This window comes from Nonomuraea sp. 3-1Str (assembly GCF_031570565.1).
Lineage (GTDB): Bacteria > Actinomycetota > Actinomycetes > Streptosporangiales > Streptosporangiaceae > Nonomuraea.
This window is the reverse complement of the sequence record NZ_JALHBK010000002.1, coordinates 422,030-446,024: the sequence shown is the minus strand read 5'-3', so window position 1 is coordinate 446,024 and position 23,995 is coordinate 422,030. Positions and strand designations below refer to the sequence as shown.

The following is a 23,995-nucleotide window of genomic DNA, read 5'->3' as shown; positions in this document are numbered from 1 at the left end:
CGGTCAGTCTTTCGCCGTCGGCGCAGGGCGCGGATGAGCCGGAGCGGCATGAGTCCCACCAGGGGGGCTCGCCTGCCGAGATCCTCCCGGTCCTCTTTGTCGAAGGCCTCGGCGTAGCGGCGGGCATCCTCGGCGGAGGCGTATCGTCTGGCGCCGCCTGCCTCGCAGCCTCGCTGGCACCGCCAGCTCATCGTCTCCTGTTCGCTGGTGAACCGGAACCGATGCCCGAGAACCCGACAGCGGAGCATGTAACCCACCGTACAGCGCAGCACGGCCGGGGCTGCGCTGATCCGCCATCCGTCGGTGTTAGGTGAAGGAGCCTTGACCATGACCACAGCGCGGCTTGGCACCGTTCGAACCGATATCCCCGCCCGCCTCGACCGCATGCCATGGGCCAGATTCCACTGGAAGGTCGTCCTCGGGCTCGGAACCGTGTGGATCCTCGACGGACTGGAGGTGACGATCGTCGGCGCGGTCGCCTCCCGCATGATCGAACGTGGCAGCGGCATCGTGGTGAACCCCGCCGACATCGGCACCGCTGCGGCCATTTACGTCGCCGGAGCGTGTATCGGAGCTCTCCTGTTCGGCCAGCTGACCGACCGTCTCGGCCGCAAGAGGATGTTCATGGTCACGCTCGGGATTTACATGGCCGCCACTGTGGCCACCGCCTTCGCCGTCCAGCCCTGGTACCTGTTCCTCATGCGCTTCCTGACCGGGATGGGCATCGGCGGCGAGTACGCCGCGATCAACTCGGCCATCGACGAGCTCATCCCGGCGCGCAACCGCGGCCGGGTGGACCTCGCCATCAACGGCAGCTACTGGGTGGGCGCCGCCATCGGCAGCGTCGCCGCGCTCGCCTTTCTCAGCCCGCTGTTCTCGCCGAGCCTCGGCTGGCGGCTGGCCTTCGCCATTGGCGGCGTCATCGGGCTCGCGATCATGGTCACTCGCCGACACCTCCCGGAGAGTCCGCGCTGGCTGTTCATCCACGGGCACGCCGAGGAGGCCGAACGGATCGTGAACCGGATCGAGGCCGAGGTCCGCGCGGAGACCCATCAGGAGCTTCCGCCTCCTGGCTCTGCGATCACCGTCCGGCAGCGTAAGGCAATCCCCTTCCGCGAGATCACCCGGGTGGCCATGGAGCGCTATCCGCGCCGGATGATCCTGGGCCTGGCTCTCTTCGTCGGCCAGGCGTTCCTGTACAACGCCGTCACATTCGATCTCGGGACGTTGCTGAACGGCTTCTTCGGCGTGACGTCCGGGAACGTCCCGTACTTCATGGCCGTTTTCGCGCTGGGGAACTTCCTCGGTCCCCTTGTCATGGGGCGCTGGTTCGACACCGTCGGCCGCATTCCGATGATCGCCGGCACCTATCTGGTCTCCGCCGCCCTGACCGCCCTGATCGCCGTGCTGCTCATGAACAAGGCGCTGACCACAGGCTCGTTCATGACCCTGATCGCGCTGACCTTCTTCGTGGCCTCGGCGGGCGCGAGCTCCGCCTACCTCACGGTGAGCGAGGTCTTCCCGATGGAGACCCGGGCCCTGGCCATCGCCCTGTTCTTCGCGATCGGCACCGCCATCGGCGGCGTCACTGGGCCGGCCCTGTTCGGCCAGTTCATCCACAGTGGCAACGTGAGCCTGGTGGCGCTCGGGTTCCTTATCGGAGCGGCGGCCATGGCCATCGGCGGCATCGCCGAGTTGCTGTTCGGCGTCCGGGCCGAGCAGCAGTCGCTGGAGAACATCGCCCGCCCGCTGACGGCGGAGGAAGAACAGATGGAGCCCGCCGAGCGCGAGTCCCTGCTCCGGGCCGAGCGCGAGTATGGCTTGAGCATGGAGAGCAGGCGCGAGGCGGCGGAGCACAGGGAGCGGACTCTCCTGCGCAGCAAGCGCCGAAGGGCTCTGGAGAGCGCCGGGGCCCGACGCTTCCGCCCAGGTCCCGGGACCAGGCTGTACTCGCCAGGCGCGATCGGCACCAGTGGGACGGCCAGCCGGCACGCTGCCATCGCCGAGGAAGCCCTCGATCGGGAGATCGACGAGGTGGCTCACGCGCTGGAACACCACGGCCCTGCGGATCGCGACACGCTCGCCGAGCACGTCCACGGCCGCAGGTGGGGACCGGGCCGCTTCCGCGCCGCCCTGCACCAGGCGGTCCGCGAGGGGAGGGTCCAGGAGTTTGCCCCTGGCAGGTACGGCGAGCCGGAGCGTTGAGCCCCCATCGGTGAGAGCGCCCGAACTGCTTGGCTATGGCCACCCCGCTCGGCATCGCGCCGTCTTCCGCACGGCGAGTCTTCGCCCACTGCCAGGCGAGGCGTTGGACGACACGACGGCCGCCACGAGCGCGACCGTGGCCACGGCACCCAACGGACACCGGTTCACACCGTTCCGCACTCACGAACAGCGATCAGGTCACCCGCACCCACACAGGCGATCGCGAATCATTGCCCAGCTATTCAGTGTTGCTAGATAGCGGTAGTCAGTGTTACTTTGTACCAGTAGTCAGCAACACCGAGTAGCTCTTCGGCGAAGACCCGTGAGCTCGTCGAGACGTTCATGGCCAACCACCCCCTCGGCCAGTACAGGACCCGCGAGCGCAACCGATTCACCGGCGCCATCGCGCGCGCCGTCGGCGAAGACACCGGACGACAAGACAGGACGGACTGATGACGACACAGCACGCCCCGGCCATCCAGGTGCATGGCCTGGAGAAGTCGTACAAGGATCTGCGGGTGCTGCGCGGCGTGGACTTCACCGTGACCCGGGGCAGCATCTTCGCCCTCCTCGGCTCCAACGGAGCGGGCAAGACCACGGCCGTGAAGATCCTGTCCACGCTGCTCAAGGCCGACGCGGGCACGGCCAGGGTCAACGGCTTCGACGTCGCCACGCAACCGGCGAACGTGCGGGAGTCGATCAGCCTGACGGGGCAGTTCGCGGCCGTCGATGAGCTCCTCAGCGGGCGGGAGAACCTGGTGCTGGTCGCCCGGCTGCGGCATCTCAAGAACCCGGGCAAGATCGCCGATGACCTGCTGGAGCGTTTCTCGCTGACCGAGGCGGGCGCGCGGAAGGTGGGGACGTATTCGGGTGGCATGCGCCGCCGCCTCGACATCGCGATGAGCCTCATCGGGAACCCACCGGTCGTCTTCCTCGACGAGCCGACGACCGGGCTCGACCCCCAGGCGCGTATCGAGGTGTGGCAGGCCGTCAAGGAGCTCGCCGCTCAGGGGACGACGGTGCTGCTCACCACGCAGTACCTGGACGAGGCCGAGCAACTCGCCGACCGGATCGCGATCCTGCACGAGGGCCGGATCATCGTGAACGGCACCCTGGCCGAGCTCAAGCAGCTGCTGCCGCCCGCCAAGGTCGAATACGTCGAGAAGCAGCCGACCCTCGAGGACGTCTTCCTCGCCCTCGTCGGCGCCGACAGCAAGCACCGCCACGCCGCTACGAACGCGTAAGGAACCACGATGAGCAAGCACTTCTTCGGCGACACCGCCGTCCTGCTGGGACGGTCCCTGCGCCACATCACGCGCAGCCCCGACACCATCATCACGACCGCGATCATGCCGATCGCCATGATGCTGATGTTCGTGTACGTGTTCGGCGGCGCGATCAACACCGGCTCGGTGTCGTACGTGAACTATCAGCTGCCCGGCATCCTGCTCATCACAGTCGCCTCGGGCATCGCCTACACGGCGTACCGGCTGTTCATGGACATGAAGGGCGGCATTTTCGAGCGGTTCCAGTCCATGCCGACCGCGCGGTCGTCGGTGCTGTGGGCGCACGTGCTGACCTCGCTCGTGGCCAATCTGATCTCGCTCGTGGTCGTCGTGCTCGTCGCCCTGCTCATGGGATTCCGCTCGGGGGCGGGAGTGCTGGCGTGGCTCTCGGTCGCCGGCATCCTGATCCTGTTCACCCTGGCCCTGACGTGGATCGCCGTCATCCCCGGTCTCACCGCCAAGACCATGGAAGGCGCGAGCGCGTTCTCCTACCCGCTCATCTTCCTGCCCTTTCTCAGCTCGGCGTTCGTCCCCACCGAGACCATGCCCGGCCCGCTGCGCGTCTTCGCCGAGCACCAGCCGGTGACCTCTGTCGTCAACGCCGTCCGTGCCCTGTTCGCCCAGCAGCCGGTCGGCACCGACATCTGGATCGCCCTGGCCTGGTGCGTCGGCATCCTCGTCGTCGCGTACGGCTTCGCCATGAACACCTACCGTCGCAAGATCTCCTAGGCCGCACCGGCGGGGGCCGTCTTGATCCCGGTCGGCGTGGCGGCCCTCCTCACGACGTGCCCTTCGAGCTCCACACAACACGCCTTATCGCGAGAGAAGGAAAGCTCATGACCGACTCCCCCCACACCCTCCCGACGATGCCGACCGCGCGTCAGTCCGGCTGTCCGTTCGATCCGCCCAAGGAGCTGATCGAGGCCCGCGAGCAGAGCCCGATCAGCCGCTTCCCCTTCCCCGACGGGCACCAGGGCTGGCTGGTCACCGGCTACGACCTGGTCCGGTCGGTCCTGGCCGATCCTCGGTTCAGCTCCCGCAGGGAGCTCATGAGCCACCACCCGACCATCGACTACGGCGGCATCGAGGTGCCTCCGGCGCCGCCCGGCGAGTTCCTCCTCATGGACGAGCCCCAGCACAGCCGCTATCGCAAACCGCTGGTGGGCAAGTTCACCGTACGGCGGATGCGGCTGCTCACCGAGCGCGTCGAGCAGATCACCGCCGACCACCTGGACGCCATGGAGAAGGCCGGGCCGACGGCAGACCTGGTGACCGCGTTCGCCAAGCCCATCCCCGCCATCGTGATCTGCGAGCTGCTGGGGGTGCCGGACGAGGACCGGGGCTTCTTCCAGGACAACATCGACAAGTTCCTCGGCGGGGAGGTCGGCGACGAGGAGCTGTTCGCGGCCTACACCGCGACCCAGCAGTACCTCGCCCAGCTGGTGGTGGCCAAGCGCGCCCACCCCACCGACGACGTGCTCAGCGACCTGCTCGACAGCGACCTGACCGACGAGGAGCTGCAGGGGATGGCCCTGATCCTGCTGTCGGCCGGGTTCGACACCACCGCGAACATGCTGGCGCTGGGCACCTTCGCCCTGCTGCAGAACCCGGAGCAGCTGGCCGCGCTGCGCGCCGACCCGGCGCTCACCGACCCGGCCGTGGAGGAGCTGCTGCGGTACCTGACCGTCGCCAAGCAGTTCCACCGGGTCGCGCTGGAGGACGTCGAACTGGGCGGCCACACCATCACGGCCGGCACCACGGTCATCCTGTCCCTCCACACCGCCAACCGCGACCCTGAACGCTTCTCCAACCCCCACGTCCTCGACCTCCGGCGGCAGGACGGCGGCCACCTGGCCTTCAGCCACGGCATCCACCAGTGCCTGGGCCAGCAACTGGCCCGCGTCGAGATGCGCGTCGCGTTCCCCGCACTGGTCAACCGCTTCCCCACGCTGCGCCTGGCCGTACCGGCCGAAGAGGTCGCCCTGCGCCCGGAGACCGCGGACATCTACGGGGTCAAGAGCCTCCCGGTCACCTGGGACGTGTGACCACGAACCCATGACAGGCGAGCCGGCGTACGGGCCACCCGCCACCGTCGTGGCTGCTCGCCTGCGGCCCCCATACTCGGTACTACGAAGTACCAGGAGAACCGAAGAGGACCCACGATGCACGACCTGACGGAGATGCTGAAGGGCACGCTTGAGGGCTGCGTGCTCGAAATCATCGGCAGCGAGGAGACCTACGGGTACGCCATCACGCGCCGGCTGAACGAACTCGGCTTCGCCGACGTCGTCGAAGGGACGGTTTACACCATCCTGCTGAGACTGGAGAAGAACGGGCTCGTCCAGGTGACGAAACGACCGTCCGGACTGGGTCCGCCGCGCAAGTTCTATGCGCTCAACGACGCCGGGCGCAAAGAACTCGCGACGTTCTGGGCGAAATGGGATTACATCACATCACGGATCGACAGGCTCAAGGAGGGCGGCAGATGAACTTCTGGGAGACCATAACCGGCAGCGATCTCACCAGGGAATGGAAGGCGTTCGAAGCCCGGGCCCAGGCATTGCCGGCCGACTACCGGGCGGCGTGGGAAGAGATCAAGGGTCATCTTTCTCTCTACTCGGACTTCACCGGCCGCAACCTGATGCCAATTCTCGACGGTGCTCTGGGGCTGCTCGAAGAGACGGCGTCCGAGGGGCAGAGCATTCACGAGGTGCTGGGTGACGACATCCAGGGTTTCTGCGCGGCGCTGGCCGGCGGAGAAGGGGCTCGGAGCTATCGCGACCGGTGGCGCGAGCAGCTGAACAGGAACGTCGCAAGGAAATTGGGCCGGCTAGGAGGCTGACGTGGGCATCCAGGACATCATCGAGGGCAAGAAGCAGTGGCGGGCGCACATGGCGCGGGTCAAGGCGCTCCCGCCCGACTACCAGATCGTCTACAAGGAGATCCAGAGGTACTTCTTCAAGGTAGGGCCGATCGACTTGCATGACGGGACCCTGCTCTCCGGGATCGTCGACTTCTTCGAGGAGGGCGTCGCGGCCGGCAAGGGGGTTCTGGAGCTCATCGGCACCGACGTCGCCGCCTTCTGCGACGACCTGGTGAAGGACTCGCCCACCTACGCGGACATCTATCAGGAGTCCGTCAAGGGGCAACCCGGCACGGCCGAGAAGTAATACCCGGAACATCGGACCCCTGACCGTCGAAAGCCTCTCCGGCATTACCGCGGCAAGCCGTGCGGTGCTGTGGATGCCAGTCGTGCCGCCGGTGGTAGTGGCGCGTGCTGAGGGCAGGCTTCGAACGCCTGGATCACCAACCCGGCGAAGCGTCGGGAGGCCGAGACCTGGGTGGCGGCCGATGTGGCGTGGATCCCCTTGTTGGCCATGAGTATGAGAATCAGGTCGTCCAGGACGAAGTCGGGCCGCAGACGTCCCGCTTTCTTGGCTCGCTGGGCCAGCTCGGCGACTGCTCGCACCGTGTACTCACGGCCCGCGGCGACATCGGTCACCCCTGGGAAGGTCGACAGGAAGGCTTCGGTGAAGCCCCGATCGCGGGCGTGCAGCTCACAGATCTTCTCGATCACCAGGCACAGGCCACGCCACGGATCAGGGTCCGCGCACCCCTCGTCGACAATGGCGCGGCATGCGTGCAGCTGGTCCGCGAAGGCATCGGCGACCAGCAGCTGCTTGGTCGGGAAGTGACGGTACAAGGTGGCGGGTCCCACCCCGGCACGCCGCGCGATCTCCCGCATCGGCACGTCCAGGCCGCCGGCGGAGAACAGCGCCCGGGCCGCGTCGAGGATGCGTTCGCGATTGTCCAGCGCGTCGGAACGACGGGTATGAGGCAAATGGTCGGCCACCACTCTCACTTTACCTAAACGGACGGGGGCGTCCGTTAACGTCCAGGACGTAGGAGCTCGACCAGCCCCTTCCCGCCAGGCGGCGATCGGTGGCGGATGTGGTGAAGGATCGCGCGTGAGCGGTCCGAGAACATGGAGACGACATTGAAGGCAATCGCCATCCGGACGTACGGAGTTCCTGAAGGTCTGGCCGTTGTCGACCTGCCGGTTCCCGTACCCGCTGCCGGGCAGGTGCTGATCGCCACCGAGGCGGTGGGCGTCGGGGGTGTCGACACCGTGATCCGAAGCGGGGCTCTGGCCGCCTACGGCTTCAAGGAGGGCCACATCCCCGGTGGCGAGGTGGCGGGCACCGTGACTGCCGTCGGTGACGGCGTCGACGCGTCGTGGATCGGCCGGCGGGTGTGGGGCTTCACCGGCACCGGCGGAGGCTACGCCGAACAGGCCGTCGCGCCGGTCGAGGAGATCCTTCCCCTGCCCGGTGGCCTGTCCGCCGTCGACGCTGTGACGCTCGGCAGTTCCGGTGTGGTGGCCCACTTCGGGCTGCGCCACGCCCGTTTCGCTCCCGGGGAGACGGTCTTGGTGCGTGGCGCGGCCGGCAGCATCGGGATCATGACGGTACAGCTCGCCGCTCGCGGTGGTGCCGCCGCGGTGGCGGTCACGACATCGTCGGCCGAGCGCGGCGAGCGGCTGCGCCGTCTCGGCGCGACCCATGTGCTGGACCGCTCCGGCGACGGCGGGGAGGGGGCTCCCGCGGGCTATGACGTCATCATCGACGTTGTGGCCGGTGAGCACATGCCGTCGTTCCTCGACCGGCTCAACCCGAACGGCCGCATGGTGGCCGTGGGCGCTGTCGCAGGTCTGCCGCCCGCGGACTTCGGCATGAAGATCATGGCGGCGTTCCAGAAGTCGATGTCCTTCGCCACGTTCAGCGCGGCCACCGTCAGCCCGGCCGATCGGGGTGCGGTGCGCGGCGAGCAGTTCGCCGCAGCCGGTCGCGGCGAGATCGAAACGGTGGTGCACGAGCTGCTGCCACTGGACGGAGCCGTGCTGGCGCACCAGAAGATGGACGCGGGTGAGGTCTTCGGCAGGATCGTGCTGGCACCGTAGCCCCCGCGACCCGGAAACGGGGGCGGCCCGAGGACATCTCGCTGACGCCACGCGCGATCAGAGGTCGTCAGCGATCCTCAAGGGTGCCCGCGCCTGGAAACGAAGATGCAGAAGGGGTGTCCAGCCAGGTCGGCGTACACACGCAGGGGCTCCTCGGCGTCGTCGATACGGTCCAGCAGGAGCCGGCCGCCGAGGCGCAGGACGCGTTCATGTTGTGCCCGCAGCTCCTCGACCGATGTCACGGTCAGGTCCAGGTGCGACTGCTGCGGCACCCGGCCCTGTGGCCATGTCGCTTCCGGCAGCTCGTCGACCTGCTGGAAGGCCAGCTGGGGAGCGCCGTCCGGGGTCCTCAGCACCAGCCAGTCGCGGCCCCGCTCGTCATCGCCCGTCGGTTCCGGCGGCTCATCGCCGGGCCGGTAGACCAGGCCCAGCAGGGACCGGTAGAACTCCGCCAAGGCCCTGGCATCGGTGCAGTCGAGCACCACCTGACACAGCCTGAGCCCGCTGTCCTGATCGGCCACTCGAACCCCGCTCCCTGTGGTCATTCCGGCCTCCGCCGTCCTGCCCTCTGCACGCGGCGCCAGGGGTTAAACGTGCAGAGCGGGTTCGCAGTGGTCGTCGATCCGTTCGCTTTGCCGTCCGTGCGCCGGCCGGCCTCTAGGCGGTGATCTGGACACGCCGTAGTGCGTCGGCCAGCCGCTCCGCATCCGGTTCGCCGTCGGCGAGCCAGGCGACGTAGCCGTCGGGGCGGACCAGGACGGCGGCCCTGCCGTAGCGCTCCGCCCAGCGGTTCTCGACGTCCGTCAGCTCGGCATCGGTCGCCCGGGGGCCGACGCGGTGGGCACGTACGCCGTCCACCTTCTGCGCGGCGCGCGCCCATGCCTCGCCGCCGGGCCCGCACAGCAACGTGAAGGCGTCATGGAACAGGTCGTGGACGCCGATGCGCCGCCCGTCACGGTCGAGCCAGAGGTGCGGGGCGCGGACACCGGGCCGGGCCTTCGGCTCGACCTCGTCGCCGAACACCGGGCCGGGTCCGGGGCCGATCATGGCGGCGGAGGTGTAGCGCTGGCCGAGGATGCAGATCACCGGGTCGACCGGGTCCTCCTCGGGGGTGGGGCCGAAGCGGGCGGCCTGGCTGCGCACGGTCAGGTCGGCGAGCTCCAGGGCGACGGGACGGCGCTCGGCCTCGTAGGTGTCGAGCAGCGCGTCGGAGGCCCGCCCTTCGAGCACGGCGGCCAGCTTCCAGGCCAGGTTGTGCGCGTCCTGGACCGCCGAGTTCGCGCCCATCGCCTGGGCGGGCGGCCACACGTGGGCGGCGTCGCCGACCAGGAAGACGCGGCCGGAGCGGAAGCGGTCGGCGACGCCGACGGCCTCCGTCCATGACGCCTTGCTCACCACCTCCACAGGCACGTCGCGGCCGATGAGCCGCTTCGCGGCGGCGAGGCAGCGCTCGTCGGTGAAGTCGGCGGGCGATTCGGTGCGCGGGTCGTACGCGAGGGACAGGCCCCAGTGATCGCGGAGAGCGTGCGTGGTGAAGGCTCCCATGGCGCCGGTGCCGGGGTCACCGATGATCCAGAACAAGGCGCGCCTGGTGAGGATGCCCGACAGGTCGGCGCGGATGACGAACGTGACATAGTGCCGCAGCTCGCGCAGGCCGGGGCGGGCGATGCCGAGCTGCTCCCTGATGCCGCTGTGGTAGCCGTCGGCGGCTATGACGTACTGCGCCCGGACCGTGTGCGGCTCGCCGGTGGCCAGGTCGCGCAGTTCGGCGGTGACGCCGCCGGCGTCGGCCGTGATCGACTCGCAGCGGGTGCCGAACCGCAGCTCGGCGCCCTTGCTCCGGGCGGCCTCGATCAGGATCGGCTCGACCGTGCTCTGGTCGGCCAGGCAGAACTCGCCCGCGGTGAGCTCGGGCAGCGCGCGGGGGAATTCCTCGTCGAAGATCCACTGCCAGTCGTCCGCCAGGCTCGCGCACCTGGCGACGCCGGCGTCGCCGTCGAAGGGGCGGCCCGCGTCCTTGATGAGCTGGTCCAGGCCCAGCGGGCGGTAGATCTCCAGCGTGCGGGTGTTGATGCCTCTGGCGCGGCCGAAGAGTGAGACACCGCTGTGGCGGTCGGCGAGCAGGCAGGGAACGCCCTGGTGGGCGAGGAAAAGCGCGGAGGCGAGGCCGGCGTACCCGCCGCCGACGATCAGTACGGGGGTTTCTCTCATGGTGTTTATAGTTACAGCGACACTAGTTACGCGTCAACTAGTAACGCTGGGGATAACATCAGGCCATGGCTCTTGACCGCGGTTCTCCGCTCGCCCTCACAGTGCTCGCCCTGCTGCGCCAACAGCCGCTGCACCCGTACGGCATCCAGCGCCTGCTCAAACAGTGGGGCAAGGACGTGGTGGTGAACGTGGGCCAGCGGGCGAGCCTCTACCGCACGATCGACCGGCTGCAGGAGGGCGGCCTGATCCAGGTCCGCGAGACCGGCCGCGACCAGCAGTACCCGGAGCGCACGGTCTACGAGATCACCGACGAGGGCGGCCGGACGCTGTACCGCTGGCTCGACGAGATGCTGAGCGCCCCAAGACAGGAGTTCCCGCAGTTCCCGGCGGCATTGGCCACCGCGCTCCTGCTCGCGCCCGACGACCTGGCCGAGGCGCTGGAGCGGCGCGAGCGGGCGGTCGCGAAGACGCTGGCCGGGCTGGAGGAGATGCTGACGGCCGAGGACGACCTGCCGCGGATCGCGGTGCTGGAGATCGAGTACCTGCGCGAGGTGACGGCGGCCGAGGCCCGGTGGCTGCGCGGGGTCGTCGAGGACCTGCGTGCCGGGCGGATCACCTGGTCACGGGAGTCTCTGGAGAAGGCGGCGGCGCGACGGGAGTGACCTTCCCGGCGGCGACGCCCGCTTCGTCGCCAGCGGCCCCGGCCCGGCCCCTCGGTACAGCGGTGGACTCTCCCACCGCGGGAGAGTCCACCATGTTGGCGTGCGCCCGCACAGGCACGCGATGCCCGGACCATCACCCTGACGACCCGGCTGATCATCCCCGTTGAGGAGAGCATGGCATGACGAAGGTGAGAGATGTCGATGCCCGCGGTACGCAGCACTGCGAGACGACGGCTCTGGGGGTGCTGCTGCGGCACCAAGGAGTCGATCTGTCCGAGCCCATGCTCTTCGGCCTGGGCTCCGGCCTGTCCTTCGTCTACTGGGACAGCAAGGGCATGGACTTCCCCTTCCTCGGCGGACGGGTCAAGCCTTTCGACCTCACCAGAAACCTGGCCACCAGGCTCGGGCTGGAGCTCGTGGTCCGGGAGACCGCCTCCCCTCGCAGGGCATGGGAGAACGTGGCGGCCCCCATCGACGCCGGCCACCCCGTCGGGCTGCAGCTCGACAGCTACCACCTGGACTACTTCGGGTCGAAGGTGCACTTCGGCGGTCATGTCGTCGCCATGTACGGCTACGACGACCACGACGCCTACCTGGTGGACACCGACCAGCAAGGCGGAGCGGTGTCCACCAGCCTGACCAGCCTCGCCCTGGCCAGGGCCGCGCGCGGCCCGATGACGGCCAAGCACCGGTCCTTCACCCTCACCGCTCCGACGAGCCTGCCTTCCCCGCGGGACCAGGTCATTCCTGCCATCACCGCCTGCGCCGACGCCTTCCTCGACCCGCCCATCGCCAACCTGGGTCACCGTGGGATCGACAAGGCCGGCAAGCTCGTACGCACGTGGCTCCAGCGGGCCGACGACCCGCAGCGGGACCTGCCGCAGGCCGCCCTCCTGATGGAGAAGGCCGGCACCGGCGGCGCCCTGTTCCGTAACCTCTACCGAGACTTCCTCGGCGAGTGCGTCCAACTCCTCGACAGCAGCCACCTGCGCACCGGCCACGGGCTGTACACCGAGGCGGCAAGCCTGTGGACGGAAGCCGCGGCACTGATCGCGAAAGCCGGTGAAGCGGGCGATGCGCAGTACCTCGTACAGGCGGGCGACGTCCTGGGCGATATCGCACGCACAGAGCGCGCGGCGATGCAGGCGCTGAGCTGCCTGGGGAGATGAGCTGACAGCTTCTTTCCGCAGCGCGCCCGCTCGGGAAGGGTCAGGCGATGGGGCCGAGGTAGGTTCCGCCGGAGACGTCGATGGTCTGGCCGGTCACCCAGCGGCCCTGCGGCCCGGCCAGGAAGGCGACGACGTCGGCGACGTCCTCCGGCTCGCCGAGCCGTCCGAGTGCGGTGATCGCCTCCAGTCCGGCGACCACCTCGGGGATGGAGGTGTAACCCGCGGTCATGTCGGTGCGCACCGCGCCGGGCGCGACCGTGTTCACCGTGATGCCGCGCCGGCCCAGCTCGTTGGCCAGCGAGGGGGCCATCGACTCCAGCGCGGCCTTGGTGATGGTGTAGCCGATCTGCGTGGAGACCGCGAAGCGGCTGGCGGTCGAGCCCATGTTGACGATGCGGCCGCCGTCGTTCAGCAGCGGCAGGGCCCGCTGGATCACGAAGAACGGCGTGGTGACGTTGATCGCCAGCAGCATGTCCAGCTCTTGCGGCGTGACCCGCGCGATCGGGTTGCCGGAGCCGATGCCCGCGTTGTTGACCACGATGTCCAGGCCGCGCCCCGCCAGCCCCGCGGTCAGGCCCTCGAAGAGCCGGTCCACCTCGCCGTCCTCGCCGAAGCGGGCCCGGACGGCGAACGCGCGGCCTCCTGCCTCCTCGATACGGGCCACGGTCTGCTCGGCCGCCTCCTCGTTGCCGCCGTAGTGGACGGCGACCTCGGCGCCCTCGGCGGCCAGCCGCAGCGCCACCGCCCGGCCGATGCCCCGCGAACCACCCGTGACCAGCGCCGTCTTGCCTGCCAGGAAACCCATGTCAGCTCCTCAGATGCGGGGCCGGTCCTCGGTGCGGACCCGGCCATGGGTCAACCGTGGCGTGGGCGGCTCACCACACGCTCACCAGCCGCTCACCGGCACGCTGACCGGCCACGCTCACCAGCCGCTCACCGGCCACACCGCCGGGGCCGCCTGTGCGGCGGCTGCCCGGCTGTGGCGCCGGTACTCGGAGGGCGTCAGTCCGACCAGCGTCCGGAAGCGGCGGGCGAAGTACGTCGGGTCGTCCCAGCCGACGGCGGCGCCGACCCGGGCGGCCGGCAGGGTCGAGTGCGTCAGTAACGTGGCGGCGCGCTCGGCCCGCAGCCGAGCCAGGAAGCCCAGCGGCGTCAACCCGACGTACCGTCCGAACAGCCGGCCCAGATAGGCGGGATCCAGGTTGACCGCCCGGGCGAGATCGTCCAGCCGCCACGGCCGGGCCGGATCGGCCTCCAGGCGGGCGACGGTGGCGGCGACGGCGGGGTGGACGACGGGCTCGGCAGTCTTCCGTCCGGGGTCCCGGCCGTCGGCCAGGATGCCGAGCACGGTGACCAGCCGGCCCAGCACGCGGCCCGGCCGGCTCTCAGCGCCTGCGAGGTCCCGTTCGAGCAGGCTGATCTCCGTGATGGTCTCCTCGGCGGCGGCCGGATCGACGGCCGTGACCGCGACGCCGTGCGTGCCGGATGCCACCGGATCGGTCCACAGCATCCGGCGCAGCATCGGGATGTCGTACAGGGCCGCCAGCTCGGCTCGTAGCGCCTGGGCGGACAGGCAGCAGTTGGCGACGGTCAGGTCGCTGCAGTCCCGGAAGCCGTGCCAGGCGCCGGGGCGGAGCACGATGACCTGCCCGCGCCGCAGCGGGTGCTCGCCCTGGCTGGTCACGTGCCGGCCGTGACCGCTGCCGATCACCGCGATCTCGAGGAAGTCGTGCGCGTGCGACTCGATGTCGAGATCCACCTGGTGAACGCCGCCCAGGACCGGGCTCCCGGCGAACAGCGCGTGCTCGTGCAGCGTGGCAGGCATGTCGGGATCGTACGACTGCTCGTCGGGATCGGCCTAGCCCATGGCGGCACCCAACGGCGACGCTTGCGGTAGCCCAACGGCAGGACCATGGAGGTCATTGATGGACACGACCACGATCGAGCAGTCCGGCAGCGACGTCGACGCCGACGGCCGGGTGTCGGACGAGCTTGTGACGGCATACCGCGAATCCGGTTTCGTACGAGTACGAGGCGTCCTCGACCCGGGCGAGGTGGAGCGCTTCCGGGCGAGCGCCGAGGCGTTCCTGGAGGCGCATCGCGCGGAGAGTCTGGAGAAGCAGGGCGTCTTCAGCCAGCTGGTCAACGTCTGGCAACGCGACCGCACGCTGCGCGAGCTCACGTTCCACCCGCGGCTCGGCCGGATCGCCGAGCAGCTCGCCGGGTTCTCGCTGCGGCTCTGGCACGACCAGATGCTGGTCAAGGAGCCGCACAACAACGCCGCGACCGAGTTCCACCAGGATCGGCCGTACTGGCCTCATGCGGGTGACCGGCTCCCGCTGTCGGCATGGATCGCGCTGGTCGACGTTCCGCCGGAGCGCGGCTGCATGACCTTCCTGCCGGGCACCCAGGATCGCACCGGCCTGCGCCCGCAGGACCTCCACCACGAGGAGGACCTGTTCACGATGGACCCGTCGCTGCGCTGGATCCCCCGCGTCACCGTGCCGCTCCGCGCCGGCGACTGCACCTTCCACAGCGGCTACACCGGCCACATGGCGCTGCCCAACCGCACCGACCAGGCCCGGCTCGCGCACGTCACCATCTACATGGACGAGGCGACCCGCTACAGCGGGGGCGAGCACATCGTGACCGACCCTCTCGGGCTCGCCGCGGGCGACCGGTTGGACGGCGGCACCTTCCCCCGCCCCTGGGCCTGATCCGGCCCGGAGGTGACCGCGCGCCGGCCGCGCAGGGTCGCCGCCGGCGCCGACGGCTCGATCACGCGGTGCGGACGGCCTCCTCCAGGAAGGCGCGGACCTCCTCGGCCTCCGGAACGCCGAGCTCCCCGTAAAGGCCGAGAGCCAGCCGGCCGTGCTCGCGAGCCTGCTCCGCGTGCCCGAGCGCGAGGTGGGCGCGCGCCAGCCCGTCGTGAGCACGCGCCTGCTCCGGCCGGTTGCGGGTCCGGTCGGCGAGCGCGAGCGCGGCCGTGTGCTCCTCGACCGCCCGGGCCGGGTCGCCCGCCGCCTCGGCCAGCCCGTTGAGCGCGGCCGCCTCGTCGGCGGTGTTGCCGAGCCTGCGGTAGAGGGCCGCGGCCTGCTCGTGGCGGGTGCGTGCCTGGGCGAGCTCGCCCTGATGCCGGAGGACGACGCCGAGATGGTTGAGGGTCACCGCCGCCCCGGCCGGGTTGGCGACCTTGCGGTGGAGCGCCAGCGCGAGGTCGAGATGGCGCCGGGCCTCCTCCGGACGGCCGGCGCGGTCCAGGACGAGGGCGAGGATGCCGAGCACGTGGGCCTCGCCCCAGGTGTCGTTGCCGATCCGAGTGAGGTCGAGCGCCTGCTTGAGGTACTGCTGCGCCTGCGCGTCCTGCCGCCGGCGCCGGGCCACGTTGCCCAGCGTGAGCAGGGCCCTGGCCCGTTCGTACGCGTCCTCGCAGGCGTCGAGCGCCTGGCGGGCGTGCTCCTCCGCGCGCTCGTACTCGCCGAGCCGCCAGTACGTCCACGCCAGGTCGGTGAGCGCTCGCGCCTCGAACTCGCGGCGGCCCAGCTTGCGGCTGCGCTGAAGCGACAGGGTGTGGAGGGTGATCGCGTCGTCGTGGTGCGCCTGCCGGTCGAGGTAGGGGCGCATCGCCAGGGCGAGCATGCCCAGGCAGATCTCGGGTCCGTGGACGGCGGTCGCGATGATGTTGGAGCGCTCGGCGTCTAGCCAGGCGATCGCCTCCGCGGCGTCGCGGCCGGGGGCGATCGGGGAGTCCGGCTGGGGGATGCCCTCCCGCTGGCTGAGGCTGTCCGGGAACAGCCGGTCCACCGCCGCGCGGGAGCGGTGCAGGTAGTAGGTGAGCAGCCGCAGGACGGCGCCGTCGTCCTCGGCGATCGAGCGCGCGTGCTCGCGGAGCAGGTCGTGGAAGGTGTATCGGCCCGGTTCGAGCTGCAGGAGCATGTGGGCGTCGAGGAGGGCTTCGAGCAGCTCCTCCGCCTCCTCCTCCGAGATCCCGGCCAGCGCGGCCGCGCCGTACGGGTCGATGTCGCGCCCCGGCACCAGCCCGAGCAGGCGGAACATGCGCTGCTCGGCCTCGTGGAGCTGCTCGTAGGAGAGGATGAAGGCCGCCGACACCCCGTCCAGGAGCCGGCGATGGTCCCGCAGCCGGTCCGCCAGGTAGGACACGGTCCAGCGCGGGCGGTGCTGGAGGCGGGCGGCCGAGATGCGGATGGCCAGCGGGAGGTGCCCGCACAGCCGCAGCACCTCGCGTACGGCGTCCGGCTCGTGGTGAGCGCGTTCGCCCACGATGCGCTCGAACAGCTCGACGGCGTCCTCCTCACCCAGCACGTCGACCGACAGGGCGTGGGCGCCGTCCAGGTCGACGAGCCGCCGCCTGCTGGTGACCAGGACGAGGGTGTCGGAGTGTCCCGGCAGCAGGGGACGTACGTGCTCGGCGTCGAAGGCGTTGTCCAGGACGGCCAGCACGCGGCGATCGGCCAGCTCGGCGCGCCAGAGGGCGCTCCGCTCGACCAGCGTGACCGGGATGCGGTCGGCGGGCACCCCGAGCTGGCGGAGGAGGGCCTCCAGCGCGGCGGCGGCGTCGACCGGCTCCCGGCCCGCGGTGTGGGCCTGGAGGTCGATGAACAGCCGGCCGTCCGGATAGTGGGCGGCCAGCCGGTGGGCCACGTGGACGGCGAGCGTGGTCTTGCCGATCCCGGCCATGCCGTCGATCGTGACGACCGCCGGCCCGCGGTAGTCGTCCACGAGCCGCGCCAGCTCGGCGGACCTTCCGGAGAAATCGGGAATGTCGTAGGGCAGGAAGGTGGAGCGACGCGGCGGCCCGGAGCCGACCGGCGGCGCGCCGGCCGGCCGCAGGGCCGGATCGTCCGCCAGGACCGCCCGCTCCAGCTCGGTGAAGGCGCGCCCGGGGTCCAGCCCCTGCTCGTCCGCGAGAGCCGTCCGGTAGGCACGCGCCGCGGCCAGGGCGTCGGCCTGCCGTCCCGCCCGGTGCAGGGCCATGACGAGGTGGCCGTTGAGCTTCTCGCGGAGCGGCTCGGCGGTCACCTGGGCGGCGAGCTCGTCGAGCAGGTCGCCGTGCCGCCCGGCGGCCAGCTCGCCCTCCACCAGGCGCTCGTACGCCGACAGCCGCCGGTCGTTCCAGAGCTCGCGGACGCCGGTGACGTAATGCGCGTGCACGTCCTCCAGCGCCTCGCCGCTCCACAGATCCAGGGCCGCGCGCAGCTCGCCGGCGGCCACCAGCTCGGTGAACTCCTGCGCGTCCACCTGCCCGGCCTCCGGTTGCGCGACGTAGCCGCCGGCACGCGTCTCCAGGAGCTGTACGGCTCCCGCGGCACGCAGCACCTTGCGGATCGCGGTGATCGAGGCGTGGATCTGCGACCGGGCGGTGTCGGGCCGGTCGTAACCCCACATCGCGTCGATCAGCCGCTCGATGCTGATCACCCGGCCGGCGTTGAGCAGGAGGTAGGCCAGCACAGCCCGGTGACGTGGGGCGATGCCCGTCAGCGGCGCGCCGTCCACGATCATCTGGACGGGGCCGAGAAGGGTGAAGCGCAGCATCGTCCCCCCATCACCTTCGCATCGTGCGCGCATAGCGAATGTATCAATCCGGGCAGCCACTCTGGTCTCACACGAACCGAGCACGAACCCGCACTGACAAAGCCACGGAGGAACACGATGGAAGCCCGGATGAAGAACCCCGCCACGGTCATCCCCGCCGCGATGAAGCCGATCATGGAGTTGATGAAGGCCGCCCAGTCGCAGGGTCTGCCCCAGGAGCTCATGGAGATGATCCACCTGCGGGTCAGCCAGATCAACGGCTGCAGCTTCTGCGTGGACGCCGGCCTGAAGAACCTGCGCAAGCTCGGCGCGAGCGACGATCGCATCGGGCTGGTCGCCGCCTGGCGCGAGGCTCCGTACTACACGGACGCCGAGCGGGCCGCGCTGGCGCTGGCCGAGGCCTCGACCCGGCTGGCGGACCACACCGACGCCGTCTCCGACGAGGTCTGGAACGACGCCGCCGACCACTTCGACGAGCAGCAGCTCGCCTCGATCCTGCTGATGACCGCCGTCACCAACCTCTTCAACCGCCTGAACGCCCCGATCCGGCAGGTCGCCGGCAGCTGGTAACCCCCACCCCCTACATCCAGAAGGAGACACCGACATGTCCGTCGTCCGCTCGCACCGCTACTCCGTCGCCGAGGCCGACCTGGAGGAGTTCCTGGCCCGCCGCAGCTCGCTGATCGCGACCGTCCGGGAGGGCCACACCGGGCTCACCCACGCCGTGCTGATCCGCCTTGAGGACGGCAGCTACACCGACACCTGGCACTGGGAGACCGGCGCGCAGATGGGCGCCGCGCTCGCCGCCATCCCCACCTTCCCGGAGGCGCCGCTGACCATGGCGCTCACCAAGGACGGCACCGCCCTGAACGGCCAGGTCGTCGACGAGCGCTGAGACCCGATGCGACGGCGAACCGGGCACGATCGTCCCGTGACGGTCGTGCTCGTGACGGAGGCGACGACATATGCCGGCGGCGCGAGTCCAAGGGGCTAGCCGACCAGCTTGGCGACGACGCGGACGAGGGTCTCCCGGGCACTCCCAGGACTTTCCGCCATGATGAGCCGGGCGAGCTGCGGAGTGGCGTACCACCATCCGGCCAGCGCGATCACCGCGTAGAGCAGCTCCCTGGGCGCGAACTCCGCGCTCAGAGCGCCCCTCTTCTGGGCCGCGGCCAGCGCGGCCAGCTTGGCGGCGTAGTGGGCGCCGCGCTGCTCCCCCGCCGCGACCGGGCCGTCGCCGCAGTGCAGGCCCTCCCAGTGCAGCAGGCGGATGAGCTGCGGATGCTCGCGGTGGTAGTCGTACACCCGGCCGGCGTACTCCGGCAGGTCGGCCGCCAGCCGGTCGTCCATCGGCACCGCCTCGGCCAGCCGCTCCAACGCCGAGGTCAGCACGGCGGCGAACAACTGCTCCTTGTTGCCGAAGTACTGGTAGATGCGCTCCTTGTTGACGCCCGCGGTGCTCGCCACCCGGTCGAGCCTGGCGCCCGCGGGGCCGTGCTCGGCGAACTCCTGCACCGCCGCGTCCAGCAGGAGCTGCCGCGTCCGTTCCGTGTTCCACGCCATGGCCGTCAGCATAGCCAGAATTCCAACTCGACAGTTGGGGATCCGTCTGCCAGACTCCAACTATCCAGTTGGAACCTGCTCTGGAAAGGGATCGACCATGCTCTCCGCCCCCTCCGTCCACCGGCGCGCACTGCTCACCTGGCTGTCCGTCTACTCGATGATCATGCTGGTCCAGCTGCTGATCGGCTCGGCCCTGGCCTCGCTCCCGCTGCCCCTGCGCACTCTGGTGCTCACCGCGATCGTGGTCCCCGTGGTGGTGTACGCCCTCGTGCCCACCCTGCTGCGCGCCCACGAGCACCTCCGCCGTCGTCAGCGGGCCCGCGCGCCGGAGCGGCTCCGGGATCTTTGAGCCACGGGTCATGGGACGTTGCCGAACCCGTCATTGATGCGGGATCGGCCGGGTCCGCACAGTTGATGTGCCCCATCGGCACGCCTTGAAGGACGTGACACATGCGAAAGATCCTCAACACCGCCCACCTCTACATGATCATCGGCCTGGTCAGCGGCTTCTACTACCGCGAGCTCACCAAGCTGAACGACTTCACCGGCGACACGCAGCTCAGCGTCGTCCACACGCATGCGTTCGCGCTCGGCATGCTGGTGTTCCTCATCGTCCTGATACTGGAGAAGCAGTTCGCGCTGACCTCCAGCCGGCTGTTCGGCTGGTTCTTCTGGATCTACAACGCCGGCCTGGTGCTGAGCATGGCCATGATGACCCTCCACGGGACCTTGACGGTGCTGGGACGTCCCAGCGGCGATGCCATCGCGCTGATCGCCGGGCTGGGTCACATCCTGCTCACCGTGGGTCTGGTCCTGCTGTTCGTCACCCTGGGCAAGCTCCTGCCGGCCAAGGCCCGGCCGGACGCCGAGCCGGCTCTCCCGGACGGCCGGGCAGGCGCGACGTCGGCTCCGGGCCTGCGATGAGGCCCTCCACGACGTGCGGTCCCTCTACCGGACCACCCGGTACGTCAGGTGGGTGACGAGGCCGGTGCCCGAGGGGGCGCCGAGGGGTTCGAGGGTGAGGTCGCCGACGTCGCGGAGCAGCCGCTCGCCTCCGCCGAGGATCACGGGCGCGACGTGCAGGCGCAGCTCGTCGATGAGCCCCGCCGCCAGGAACTGGTTCACCGTCGCGGCGCCGCCCGCGATGGCGACGTCACGGTCGCCGGCGGCCTCGCGCGCCTGGGCCAGCGCCGCCTCGATCCCGCCGGTGACGAAGGTGAACGTGGTGCCGCCCTTCATCGTCACCCGCTCGCGCGGGTGGTGGGTGAGGACGAAGACCGGCGCGTGGTAGGGCGGCTCGTCGCCCCACCAGCCGTTCCAGTCCAGGTCCCAGGCGCCGCGGCCGGGGCCGAACATGTTGCGGCCCATGATGAAGGCCCCGGCCGCGGTGATGCCCTCGATCTCCGCGGCGTGCCGCTCGGGCTCGTCGAACATCCACTGGTGCAGGCGCTCGCCCGCTCCCTCGCCGAGCGGGTTCTCCATGCTCTGGTGCGGCCCGGCCACGAAGCCGTCGAGGGACATCGCCATGTCGCACGTGACCTTGGTCATCTCGCTGCCTCCTGCGTCCGCGGCGCCCGTCCGGCGCCGCCTTCACGGGAAGGTCGGAGCCGTCCGCCCGTTCTTCACATCCGGCCGGCATCCTTTTCGGCGGACGCGCCTGCCTGAGGCTCGGAGGCGGCGTGAGACGCCCGGCGGATGTGGCACGATCGAGTCAGCACCGCCAGGCGAGCACGCCGCGGTGGAGGCGCGGGAAACGAAGGACATGAACCGGGCACCAGGCATGGTGGATGTGGCACGCGAGGCCGGCGTGTCACACGTCACCGTATCCCGGGTCCTCAACGACCACCCCTCCGTCCGGCCGGAGACCCGCGCCCGGGTCGAGGCCGCCATCGAGAAGCTCGGCTACCGCCGCAACAGCGTCGCCCGCGCGCTCAAGAGCCGCCGCTCCTCGACGATCGGCGTGGTCCTCGCCGGGGCCGAGTTGTTCGAGCTGCCCAGGATCCTGCGCGGCGTGCAGACCGCCGCGCAGCTGGCCGGGTACTGGGTCAACCTGGCCAGCTGGCAGGGCGGCAGCACCACGGACCTGGCCGAGACGCTGCAACGGCTCACCGACCAGTCGGTGGAGGCCATCGCCGTCATCGCGGACCGGCCCCTGGTGGCGGACGCGCTGGCCGACATCGTCACCGGCGTGCCGATGACGGTGGTCATGTCCGGCAACGTGCCCAACCCGGAGCTCGGCTTCGTCGAGCTCGACCAGGAGCTGGGCGCGCGGCTGGCCGTGCGGCACCTGCTGGAGCAGGGGCATCGCCATGTCGTCCACCTGACCGGGGCGTTGCGCACCTTCGACGCGCGGGCCCGCGTGGACGGCTGGCGGGCCGCGCTGGACGACATGCCGGGAGCCGGCGGAGAGCTGCTCGAAGGCGACTTCACCGGCAACAGCGGCTATCGGCTCGCCCATTACCTCGTCACCCGTCCGGAGCACGAGCTTCCGACGGCGATCTTCGCCGGCAACGACCAGATGGCCATGGGCGTGCTGGCGGCCTTCGCCGAGCTCGGCGTCAAGGTTCCGGCGGACGTCTCGCTCGTCGGGTTCGACGACACCGCCGGGGCCGCCTACCTGGTGCCCGCGCTGACCACGGTCCGTCAGGACTTCGTCGGTCTCGGACAGCGCTCGATCGAGCAACTGCTGCGGATGATGCGCGGCGAGCCGGCCATGAGCGAGCGGATCGCTCCCGAGCTCGTGGTCCGGCGCAGCACCGCGCCGCCCCGGCCCCAGCGCTAGCCGCTCTGCCCCGACGGCTCCGTCACGCGGGGCCGTCGGAGCCGGCGGGCCGGTAGTCGAACCAGTGGACGTGCGCCCGGCCGTGACCGGCCTGTCCGTTACCGGTGGCGTAGAGCCCCAGGAAGACCCCCACGAACCCGCCCGCGCGCTCGGTGCTGAAGAAGGGCCGCTCGACACCGGCCAGGTCGGTCCACTGGCCGGCGCCGGGCTCCTTGAGGCGGAAGGTGTAGCCGGCCTCGTCTCCGTCGACGGCCAGCACCGCCTCGCCTGCCGACACCGGCACCGAGGCCAGGCGGGTGCTGGTGCCCGCGTCCCGGACCGTCAGCACCGCCTGCGCTCTTCCCCCGGCGTCCACCGTGAGGGCGAGCGTGGCGTAGCGGTCCTGGCTCTGGAAGACGGCCACACCGGCCTCCTCCGCCGGATGGGTGGCGGTGAAGCTGATCCGGGTCCGCGCGTGGAAGCGGACGTGCTGCTGGCGCCGGCCGACGAAGGCCGGTACGCCGGTGGAGCTGAGCGGCTCGGCAGCGAGGTCCAGGTCCAGCCCCTGCCCGCCGGCCGAGGGTCTGACGCGGTCGCCGACCGGGCCGCGGAGGCTGTTCCACTCCAGACCCAGCACCGGCTCGTCGAAGGTCACCCGGCCCGCCACCCCGGCGTCGTCCCCCTCCGGCCCGCCGGAGGCGATCGACGGCAACCGCTCCGACAGCCGCACCCCGCCCGACTCCGGGGCGAAGACGGGCCCGTGGGGGCCCCACGCGACGGGCACCAGGAACACCTCCCGGCCCAGCGTGTGGGTGCCCTCGATCGGCCGGACGCCGAGCGTCACCGCCCACGTCTCACCGTCGGGGGTGTCCACCAGGTCCGCGTGGCCGACGTTGTGGATGGGCTCGTCCGGGCCGCGATGCCGGTGCGTCAGCAGCGGGCTGCGCGGATCGGTGACGTAGGGACCGGTGACGACGCCGGAGCGCGCCGCGGTGACGCTGTGATTGCCTTCGGTGCCCCCTTCGGCGGCGATCAGGTAGTACACGCCGTCGCGTTTGTACAGGTGCGGCGCCTCCACCCACGCCCCGCGTACGGCGCCGTGCCAGAGCACGTGGGTGGGCCCGACGAGTTCGAGGGTCCGCAGGTCGAGCTCGCGCATCCACAGCTCGCCGGGGCCGCCGCCGTTCGGCTGGGCGGCGTCCCGGCAGGCGGTGAACCAGCAGCGGCCGTCGTCGTCGAAGAACAGCGACGGGTCGATGCCTTCGGCCTCCAGCGGGACGGGGTCAGACCACGGCCCGGCGGGGTCGTCGGCGGTGACGACGAAGGTGAGGCTCCCCCGCCGTCCGCTCGCCACGGTGGAGACCACGTAGAACGTGCCGTCGTGGTGGCGGATGGTCGGCGCCCAGACGCCGTCGGAGACGTCCAGCCCCTCCAGGGAGGGGCAACCCGGCCGGTTCAGCACGTGCGTGAGCTGACGCCAACGGACCAGGTCACGGCTGTGGAAGAGGGGAATGCCCGGATAGTAGGCGAACGAAGAGGTGACCAGGTAGAAGTCCTCGCCGGCTCGGCAGATCGACGGGTCCGGATAGCAGCCGGGCAGGACCGGGTTGCGGAAGGTGAGCACG

General features: G+C 70.5%; 25 protein-coding genes. 16 read left to right on the top strand and 9 right to left on the bottom strand.

Going from position 1 to position 23,995, the window contains the following annotated elements; all coding sequences use genetic code 11:
- Positions 1 to 327 precede the first annotated feature (327 nt).
- From MTP10_RS05875 to MTP10_RS05845, 7 genes are all read left to right on the top strand, one after another.
- Positions 328 to 2,205: an MFS transporter gene (locus MTP10_RS05875; RefSeq protein ID WP_310707964.1), complete on the top strand. Its 1,878-nt coding sequence runs from the start codon at positions 328 to 330 to the stop codon at positions 2,203 to 2,205.
- A 452-nt stretch (positions 2,206 to 2,657) separates the two neighbouring features.
- Positions 2,658 to 3,449: an ATP-binding cassette domain-containing protein gene (locus tag MTP10_RS05870; protein WP_310707963.1), complete on the top strand. Its 792-nt coding sequence runs from the start codon at positions 2,658 to 2,660 to the stop codon at positions 3,447 to 3,449.
- A gap of 9 nt (positions 3,450 to 3,458) precedes the next feature.
- Positions 3,459 to 4,220 carry an ABC transporter permease gene (locus MTP10_RS05865; protein WP_310707962.1) on the top strand — a complete coding sequence of 254 codons (762 nt, stop codon included), beginning with the start codon at positions 3,459 to 3,461 and terminating at the stop codon, positions 4,218 to 4,220.
- A gap of 107 nt (positions 4,221 to 4,327) precedes the next feature.
- Positions 4,328 to 5,536 (top strand): cytochrome P450, encoded by a 1,209-nt coding sequence (locus MTP10_RS05860; RefSeq protein WP_310707961.1) that lies wholly within the window; start codon positions 4,328 to 4,330, stop codon positions 5,534 to 5,536.
- A 117-nt stretch (positions 5,537 to 5,653) separates the two neighbouring features.
- Positions 5,654 to 5,980, top strand: a complete 327-nt coding sequence (locus MTP10_RS05855) for a PadR family transcriptional regulator (protein WP_310707960.1) — start codon at positions 5,654 to 5,656, stop codon at positions 5,978 to 5,980.
- A complete protein-coding gene (locus MTP10_RS05850) occupies positions 5,977 to 6,333 on the top strand; it encodes a DUF1048 domain-containing protein (protein WP_310707959.1) in 357 nt (118 codons plus the stop codon). The genes MTP10_RS05855 and MTP10_RS05850 overlap by 4 nt, the downstream gene beginning before the upstream one ends.
- A gap of 1 nt (position 6,334) precedes the next feature.
- Positions 6,335 to 6,661 carry a DUF1048 domain-containing protein gene (locus tag MTP10_RS05845; protein WP_310707958.1) on the top strand — a complete coding sequence of 109 codons (327 nt, stop codon included), beginning with the start codon at positions 6,335 to 6,337 and terminating at the stop codon, positions 6,659 to 6,661.
- A 44-nt stretch (positions 6,662 to 6,705) separates the two neighbouring features.
- Here MTP10_RS05845 and MTP10_RS05840 read toward each other — a convergent pair whose 3' ends face one another.
- Entirely contained in the window at positions 6,706 to 7,344 is a 639-nt protein-coding gene (locus MTP10_RS05840) for a helix-turn-helix domain-containing protein (RefSeq protein WP_310707957.1), read from the bottom strand.
- 132 nt (positions 7,345 to 7,476) lie between these two features.
- Between MTP10_RS05840 and MTP10_RS05835 the strand changes: the two genes are divergently transcribed.
- On the top strand, positions 7,477 to 8,451 hold the full coding sequence (locus tag MTP10_RS05835) for a zinc-binding dehydrogenase (RefSeq protein ID WP_310707956.1): 975 nt from the start codon (positions 7,477 to 7,479) through the stop codon (positions 8,449 to 8,451).
- A 77-nt stretch (positions 8,452 to 8,528) separates the two neighbouring features.
- On the opposite strand, the gene MTP10_RS05830 is transcribed toward MTP10_RS05835, so the two are convergent.
- Both MTP10_RS05830 and MTP10_RS05825 read right to left on the bottom strand, forming a co-directional pair.
- Positions 8,529 to 8,972 (bottom strand): VOC family protein, encoded by a 444-nt coding sequence (locus MTP10_RS05830; protein WP_310707955.1) that lies wholly within the window; start codon positions 8,970 to 8,972, stop codon positions 8,529 to 8,531.
- A gap of 136 nt (positions 8,973 to 9,108) precedes the next feature.
- Positions 9,109 to 10,662 (bottom strand): FAD-dependent monooxygenase, encoded by a 1,554-nt coding sequence (locus MTP10_RS05825; protein ID WP_310707954.1) that lies wholly within the window; start codon positions 10,660 to 10,662, stop codon positions 9,109 to 9,111.
- A 65-nt stretch (positions 10,663 to 10,727) separates the two neighbouring features.
- On the opposite strand from MTP10_RS05825, the gene MTP10_RS05820 reads away from it, so the two are divergent.
- A complete protein-coding gene (locus MTP10_RS05820; RefSeq protein WP_310707953.1) occupies positions 10,728 to 11,324 on the top strand; it encodes a PadR family transcriptional regulator in 597 nt (198 codons plus the stop codon).
- A gap of 179 nt (positions 11,325 to 11,503) precedes the next feature.
- Positions 11,504 to 12,493, top strand: a complete 990-nt coding sequence (locus tag MTP10_RS05815) for a BtrH N-terminal domain-containing protein (RefSeq protein ID WP_310707952.1) — start codon at positions 11,504 to 11,506, stop codon at positions 12,491 to 12,493.
- Positions 12,494 to 12,533: 40 nt separating this feature from the next.
- Here MTP10_RS05815 and MTP10_RS05810 read toward each other — a convergent pair whose 3' ends face one another.
- Both MTP10_RS05810 and MTP10_RS05805 read right to left on the bottom strand, forming a co-directional pair.
- A complete protein-coding gene (locus tag MTP10_RS05810; protein WP_310707951.1) occupies positions 12,534 to 13,298 on the bottom strand; it encodes an SDR family oxidoreductase in 765 nt (254 codons plus the stop codon).
- Between the two features lie 117 nt (positions 13,299 to 13,415).
- Positions 13,416 to 14,318 (bottom strand): AraC family transcriptional regulator, encoded by a 903-nt coding sequence (locus MTP10_RS05805; RefSeq protein WP_310707950.1) that lies wholly within the window; start codon positions 14,316 to 14,318, stop codon positions 13,416 to 13,418.
- Positions 14,319 to 14,418: 100 nt separating this feature from the next.
- Here MTP10_RS05805 and MTP10_RS05800 point away from each other — a divergent pair, with 100 nt between their 5' ends.
- Positions 14,419 to 15,210 (top strand): phytanoyl-CoA dioxygenase family protein, encoded by a 792-nt coding sequence (locus tag MTP10_RS05800; RefSeq protein WP_310707949.1) that lies wholly within the window; start codon positions 14,419 to 14,421, stop codon positions 15,208 to 15,210.
- A 61-nt stretch (positions 15,211 to 15,271) separates the two neighbouring features.
- On the opposite strand, the gene MTP10_RS05795 is transcribed toward MTP10_RS05800, so the two are convergent.
- Complete coding sequence (locus MTP10_RS05795) at positions 15,272 to 18,046, bottom strand: BTAD domain-containing putative transcriptional regulator (protein ID WP_310707948.1); 2,775 nt, start codon at positions 18,044 to 18,046, stop codon at positions 15,272 to 15,274.
- 117 nt (positions 18,047 to 18,163) lie between these two features.
- On the opposite strand from MTP10_RS05795, the gene MTP10_RS05790 reads away from it, so the two are divergent.
- Both MTP10_RS05790 and MTP10_RS05785 read left to right on the top strand, forming a co-directional pair.
- Positions 18,164 to 18,616, top strand: coding sequence for a carboxymuconolactone decarboxylase family protein (locus tag MTP10_RS05790; RefSeq protein ID WP_310707947.1), 453 nt, complete (start codon positions 18,164 to 18,166; stop codon positions 18,614 to 18,616).
- A gap of 34 nt (positions 18,617 to 18,650) precedes the next feature.
- Entirely contained in the window at positions 18,651 to 18,941 is a 291-nt protein-coding gene (locus MTP10_RS05785) for a hypothetical protein (RefSeq protein WP_310707946.1), read from the top strand.
- 95 nt (positions 18,942 to 19,036) lie between these two features.
- Here the strand turns inward: MTP10_RS05785 and MTP10_RS05780 are convergent, their stop codons facing one another.
- Positions 19,037 to 19,609, bottom strand: a complete 573-nt coding sequence (locus tag MTP10_RS05780) for a TetR family transcriptional regulator (protein ID WP_310707945.1) — start codon at positions 19,607 to 19,609, stop codon at positions 19,037 to 19,039.
- A gap of 97 nt (positions 19,610 to 19,706) precedes the next feature.
- On the opposite strand from MTP10_RS05780, the gene MTP10_RS05775 reads away from it, so the two are divergent.
- The gene (locus tag MTP10_RS05775) at positions 19,707 to 19,958 is read left to right on the top strand and encodes a hypothetical protein (protein ID WP_310707944.1); all 252 of its coding nucleotides are present in this window, start codon (positions 19,707 to 19,709) and stop codon (positions 19,956 to 19,958) included.
- A 101-nt stretch (positions 19,959 to 20,059) separates the two neighbouring features.
- The gene (locus tag MTP10_RS05770; protein WP_310707943.1) at positions 20,060 to 20,533 is read left to right on the top strand and encodes a DUF2871 domain-containing protein; all 474 of its coding nucleotides are present in this window, start codon (positions 20,060 to 20,062) and stop codon (positions 20,531 to 20,533) included.
- Positions 20,534 to 20,557: 24 nt separating this feature from the next.
- Here the strand turns inward: MTP10_RS05770 and MTP10_RS05765 are convergent, their stop codons facing one another.
- Entirely contained in the window at positions 20,558 to 21,157 is a 600-nt protein-coding gene (locus MTP10_RS05765) for a dihydrofolate reductase family protein (RefSeq protein WP_310707942.1), read from the bottom strand.
- A gap of 214 nt (positions 21,158 to 21,371) precedes the next feature.
- Between MTP10_RS05765 and MTP10_RS05760 the strand changes: the two genes are divergently transcribed.
- A complete protein-coding gene (locus tag MTP10_RS05760; protein ID WP_310707941.1) occupies positions 21,372 to 22,391 on the top strand; it encodes a LacI family DNA-binding transcriptional regulator in 1,020 nt (339 codons plus the stop codon).
- Positions 22,392 to 22,413: 22 nt separating this feature from the next.
- Here the strand turns inward: MTP10_RS05760 and MTP10_RS05755 are convergent, their stop codons facing one another.
- Positions 22,414 to 23,994 carry a glycoside hydrolase family 43 protein gene (locus tag MTP10_RS05755; protein ID WP_310707940.1) on the bottom strand — a complete coding sequence of 527 codons (1,581 nt, stop codon included), beginning with the start codon at positions 23,992 to 23,994 and terminating at the stop codon, positions 22,414 to 22,416.
- Between the last annotated feature and the right edge of the window lies 1 nt (position 23,995).

Excerpts from the sequence above, each read along its gene's own strand:
- MTP10_RS05865 (WP_310707962.1), top strand. The coding sequence starts at position 3,459 with ATGAGCAAGCACTTCTTCGGCGACACCGCCGTCCTGCTGGGACGGTCC.
- MTP10_RS05780 (WP_310707945.1), bottom strand. The coding sequence starts at position 19,609 with ATGGCGTGGAACACGGAACGGACGCGGCAGCTCCTGCTGGACGCGGCG.
- MTP10_RS05870 (WP_310707963.1), top strand. The coding sequence starts at position 2,658 with ATGACGACACAGCACGCCCCGGCCATCCAGGTGCATGGCCTGGAGAAG.
- MTP10_RS05855 (WP_310707960.1), top strand. The coding sequence starts at position 5,654 with ATGCACGACCTGACGGAGATGCTGAAGGGCACGCTTGAGGGCTGCGTG.
- MTP10_RS05795 (WP_310707948.1), bottom strand. The coding sequence starts at position 18,046 with ATGCTGCGCTTCACCCTTCTCGGCCCCGTCCAGATGATCGTGGACGGC.
- MTP10_RS05765 (WP_310707942.1), bottom strand. The coding sequence starts at position 21,157 with ATGACCAAGGTCACGTGCGACATGGCGATGTCCCTCGACGGCTTCGTG.
- MTP10_RS05805 (WP_310707950.1), bottom strand. The coding sequence starts at position 14,318 with ATGCCTGCCACGCTGCACGAGCACGCGCTGTTCGCCGGGAGCCCGGTC.
- MTP10_RS05785 (WP_310707946.1), top strand. The coding sequence starts at position 18,651 with ATGTCCGTCGTCCGCTCGCACCGCTACTCCGTCGCCGAGGCCGACCTG.
- MTP10_RS05770 (WP_310707943.1), top strand. The coding sequence starts at position 20,060 with ATGCGAAAGATCCTCAACACCGCCCACCTCTACATGATCATCGGCCTG.
- MTP10_RS05835 (WP_310707956.1), top strand. The coding sequence starts at position 7,477 with ATGGAGACGACATTGAAGGCAATCGCCATCCGGACGTACGGAGTTCCT.
- MTP10_RS05875 (WP_310707964.1), top strand. The coding sequence starts at position 328 with ATGACCACAGCGCGGCTTGGCACCGTTCGAACCGATATCCCCGCCCGC.
- MTP10_RS05820 (WP_310707953.1), top strand. The coding sequence starts at position 10,728 with ATGGCTCTTGACCGCGGTTCTCCGCTCGCCCTCACAGTGCTCGCCCTG.
- MTP10_RS05790 (WP_310707947.1), top strand. The coding sequence starts at position 18,164 with ATGGAAGCCCGGATGAAGAACCCCGCCACGGTCATCCCCGCCGCGATG.
- MTP10_RS05815 (WP_310707952.1), top strand. The coding sequence starts at position 11,504 with ATGACGAAGGTGAGAGATGTCGATGCCCGCGGTACGCAGCACTGCGAG.
- MTP10_RS05800 (WP_310707949.1), top strand. The coding sequence starts at position 14,419 with ATGGACACGACCACGATCGAGCAGTCCGGCAGCGACGTCGACGCCGAC.
- MTP10_RS05825 (WP_310707954.1), bottom strand. The coding sequence starts at position 10,662 with ATGAGAGAAACCCCCGTACTGATCGTCGGCGGCGGGTACGCCGGCCTC.
- MTP10_RS05760 (WP_310707941.1), top strand. The coding sequence starts at position 21,372 with ATGAACCGGGCACCAGGCATGGTGGATGTGGCACGCGAGGCCGGCGTG.
- MTP10_RS05850 (WP_310707959.1), top strand. The coding sequence starts at position 5,977 with ATGAACTTCTGGGAGACCATAACCGGCAGCGATCTCACCAGGGAATGG.
- MTP10_RS05860 (WP_310707961.1), top strand. The coding sequence starts at position 4,328 with ATGACCGACTCCCCCCACACCCTCCCGACGATGCCGACCGCGCGTCAG.
- MTP10_RS05775 (WP_310707944.1), top strand. The coding sequence starts at position 19,707 with ATGCTCTCCGCCCCCTCCGTCCACCGGCGCGCACTGCTCACCTGGCTG.
- MTP10_RS05810 (WP_310707951.1), bottom strand. The coding sequence starts at position 13,298 with ATGGGTTTCCTGGCAGGCAAGACGGCGCTGGTCACGGGTGGTTCGCGG.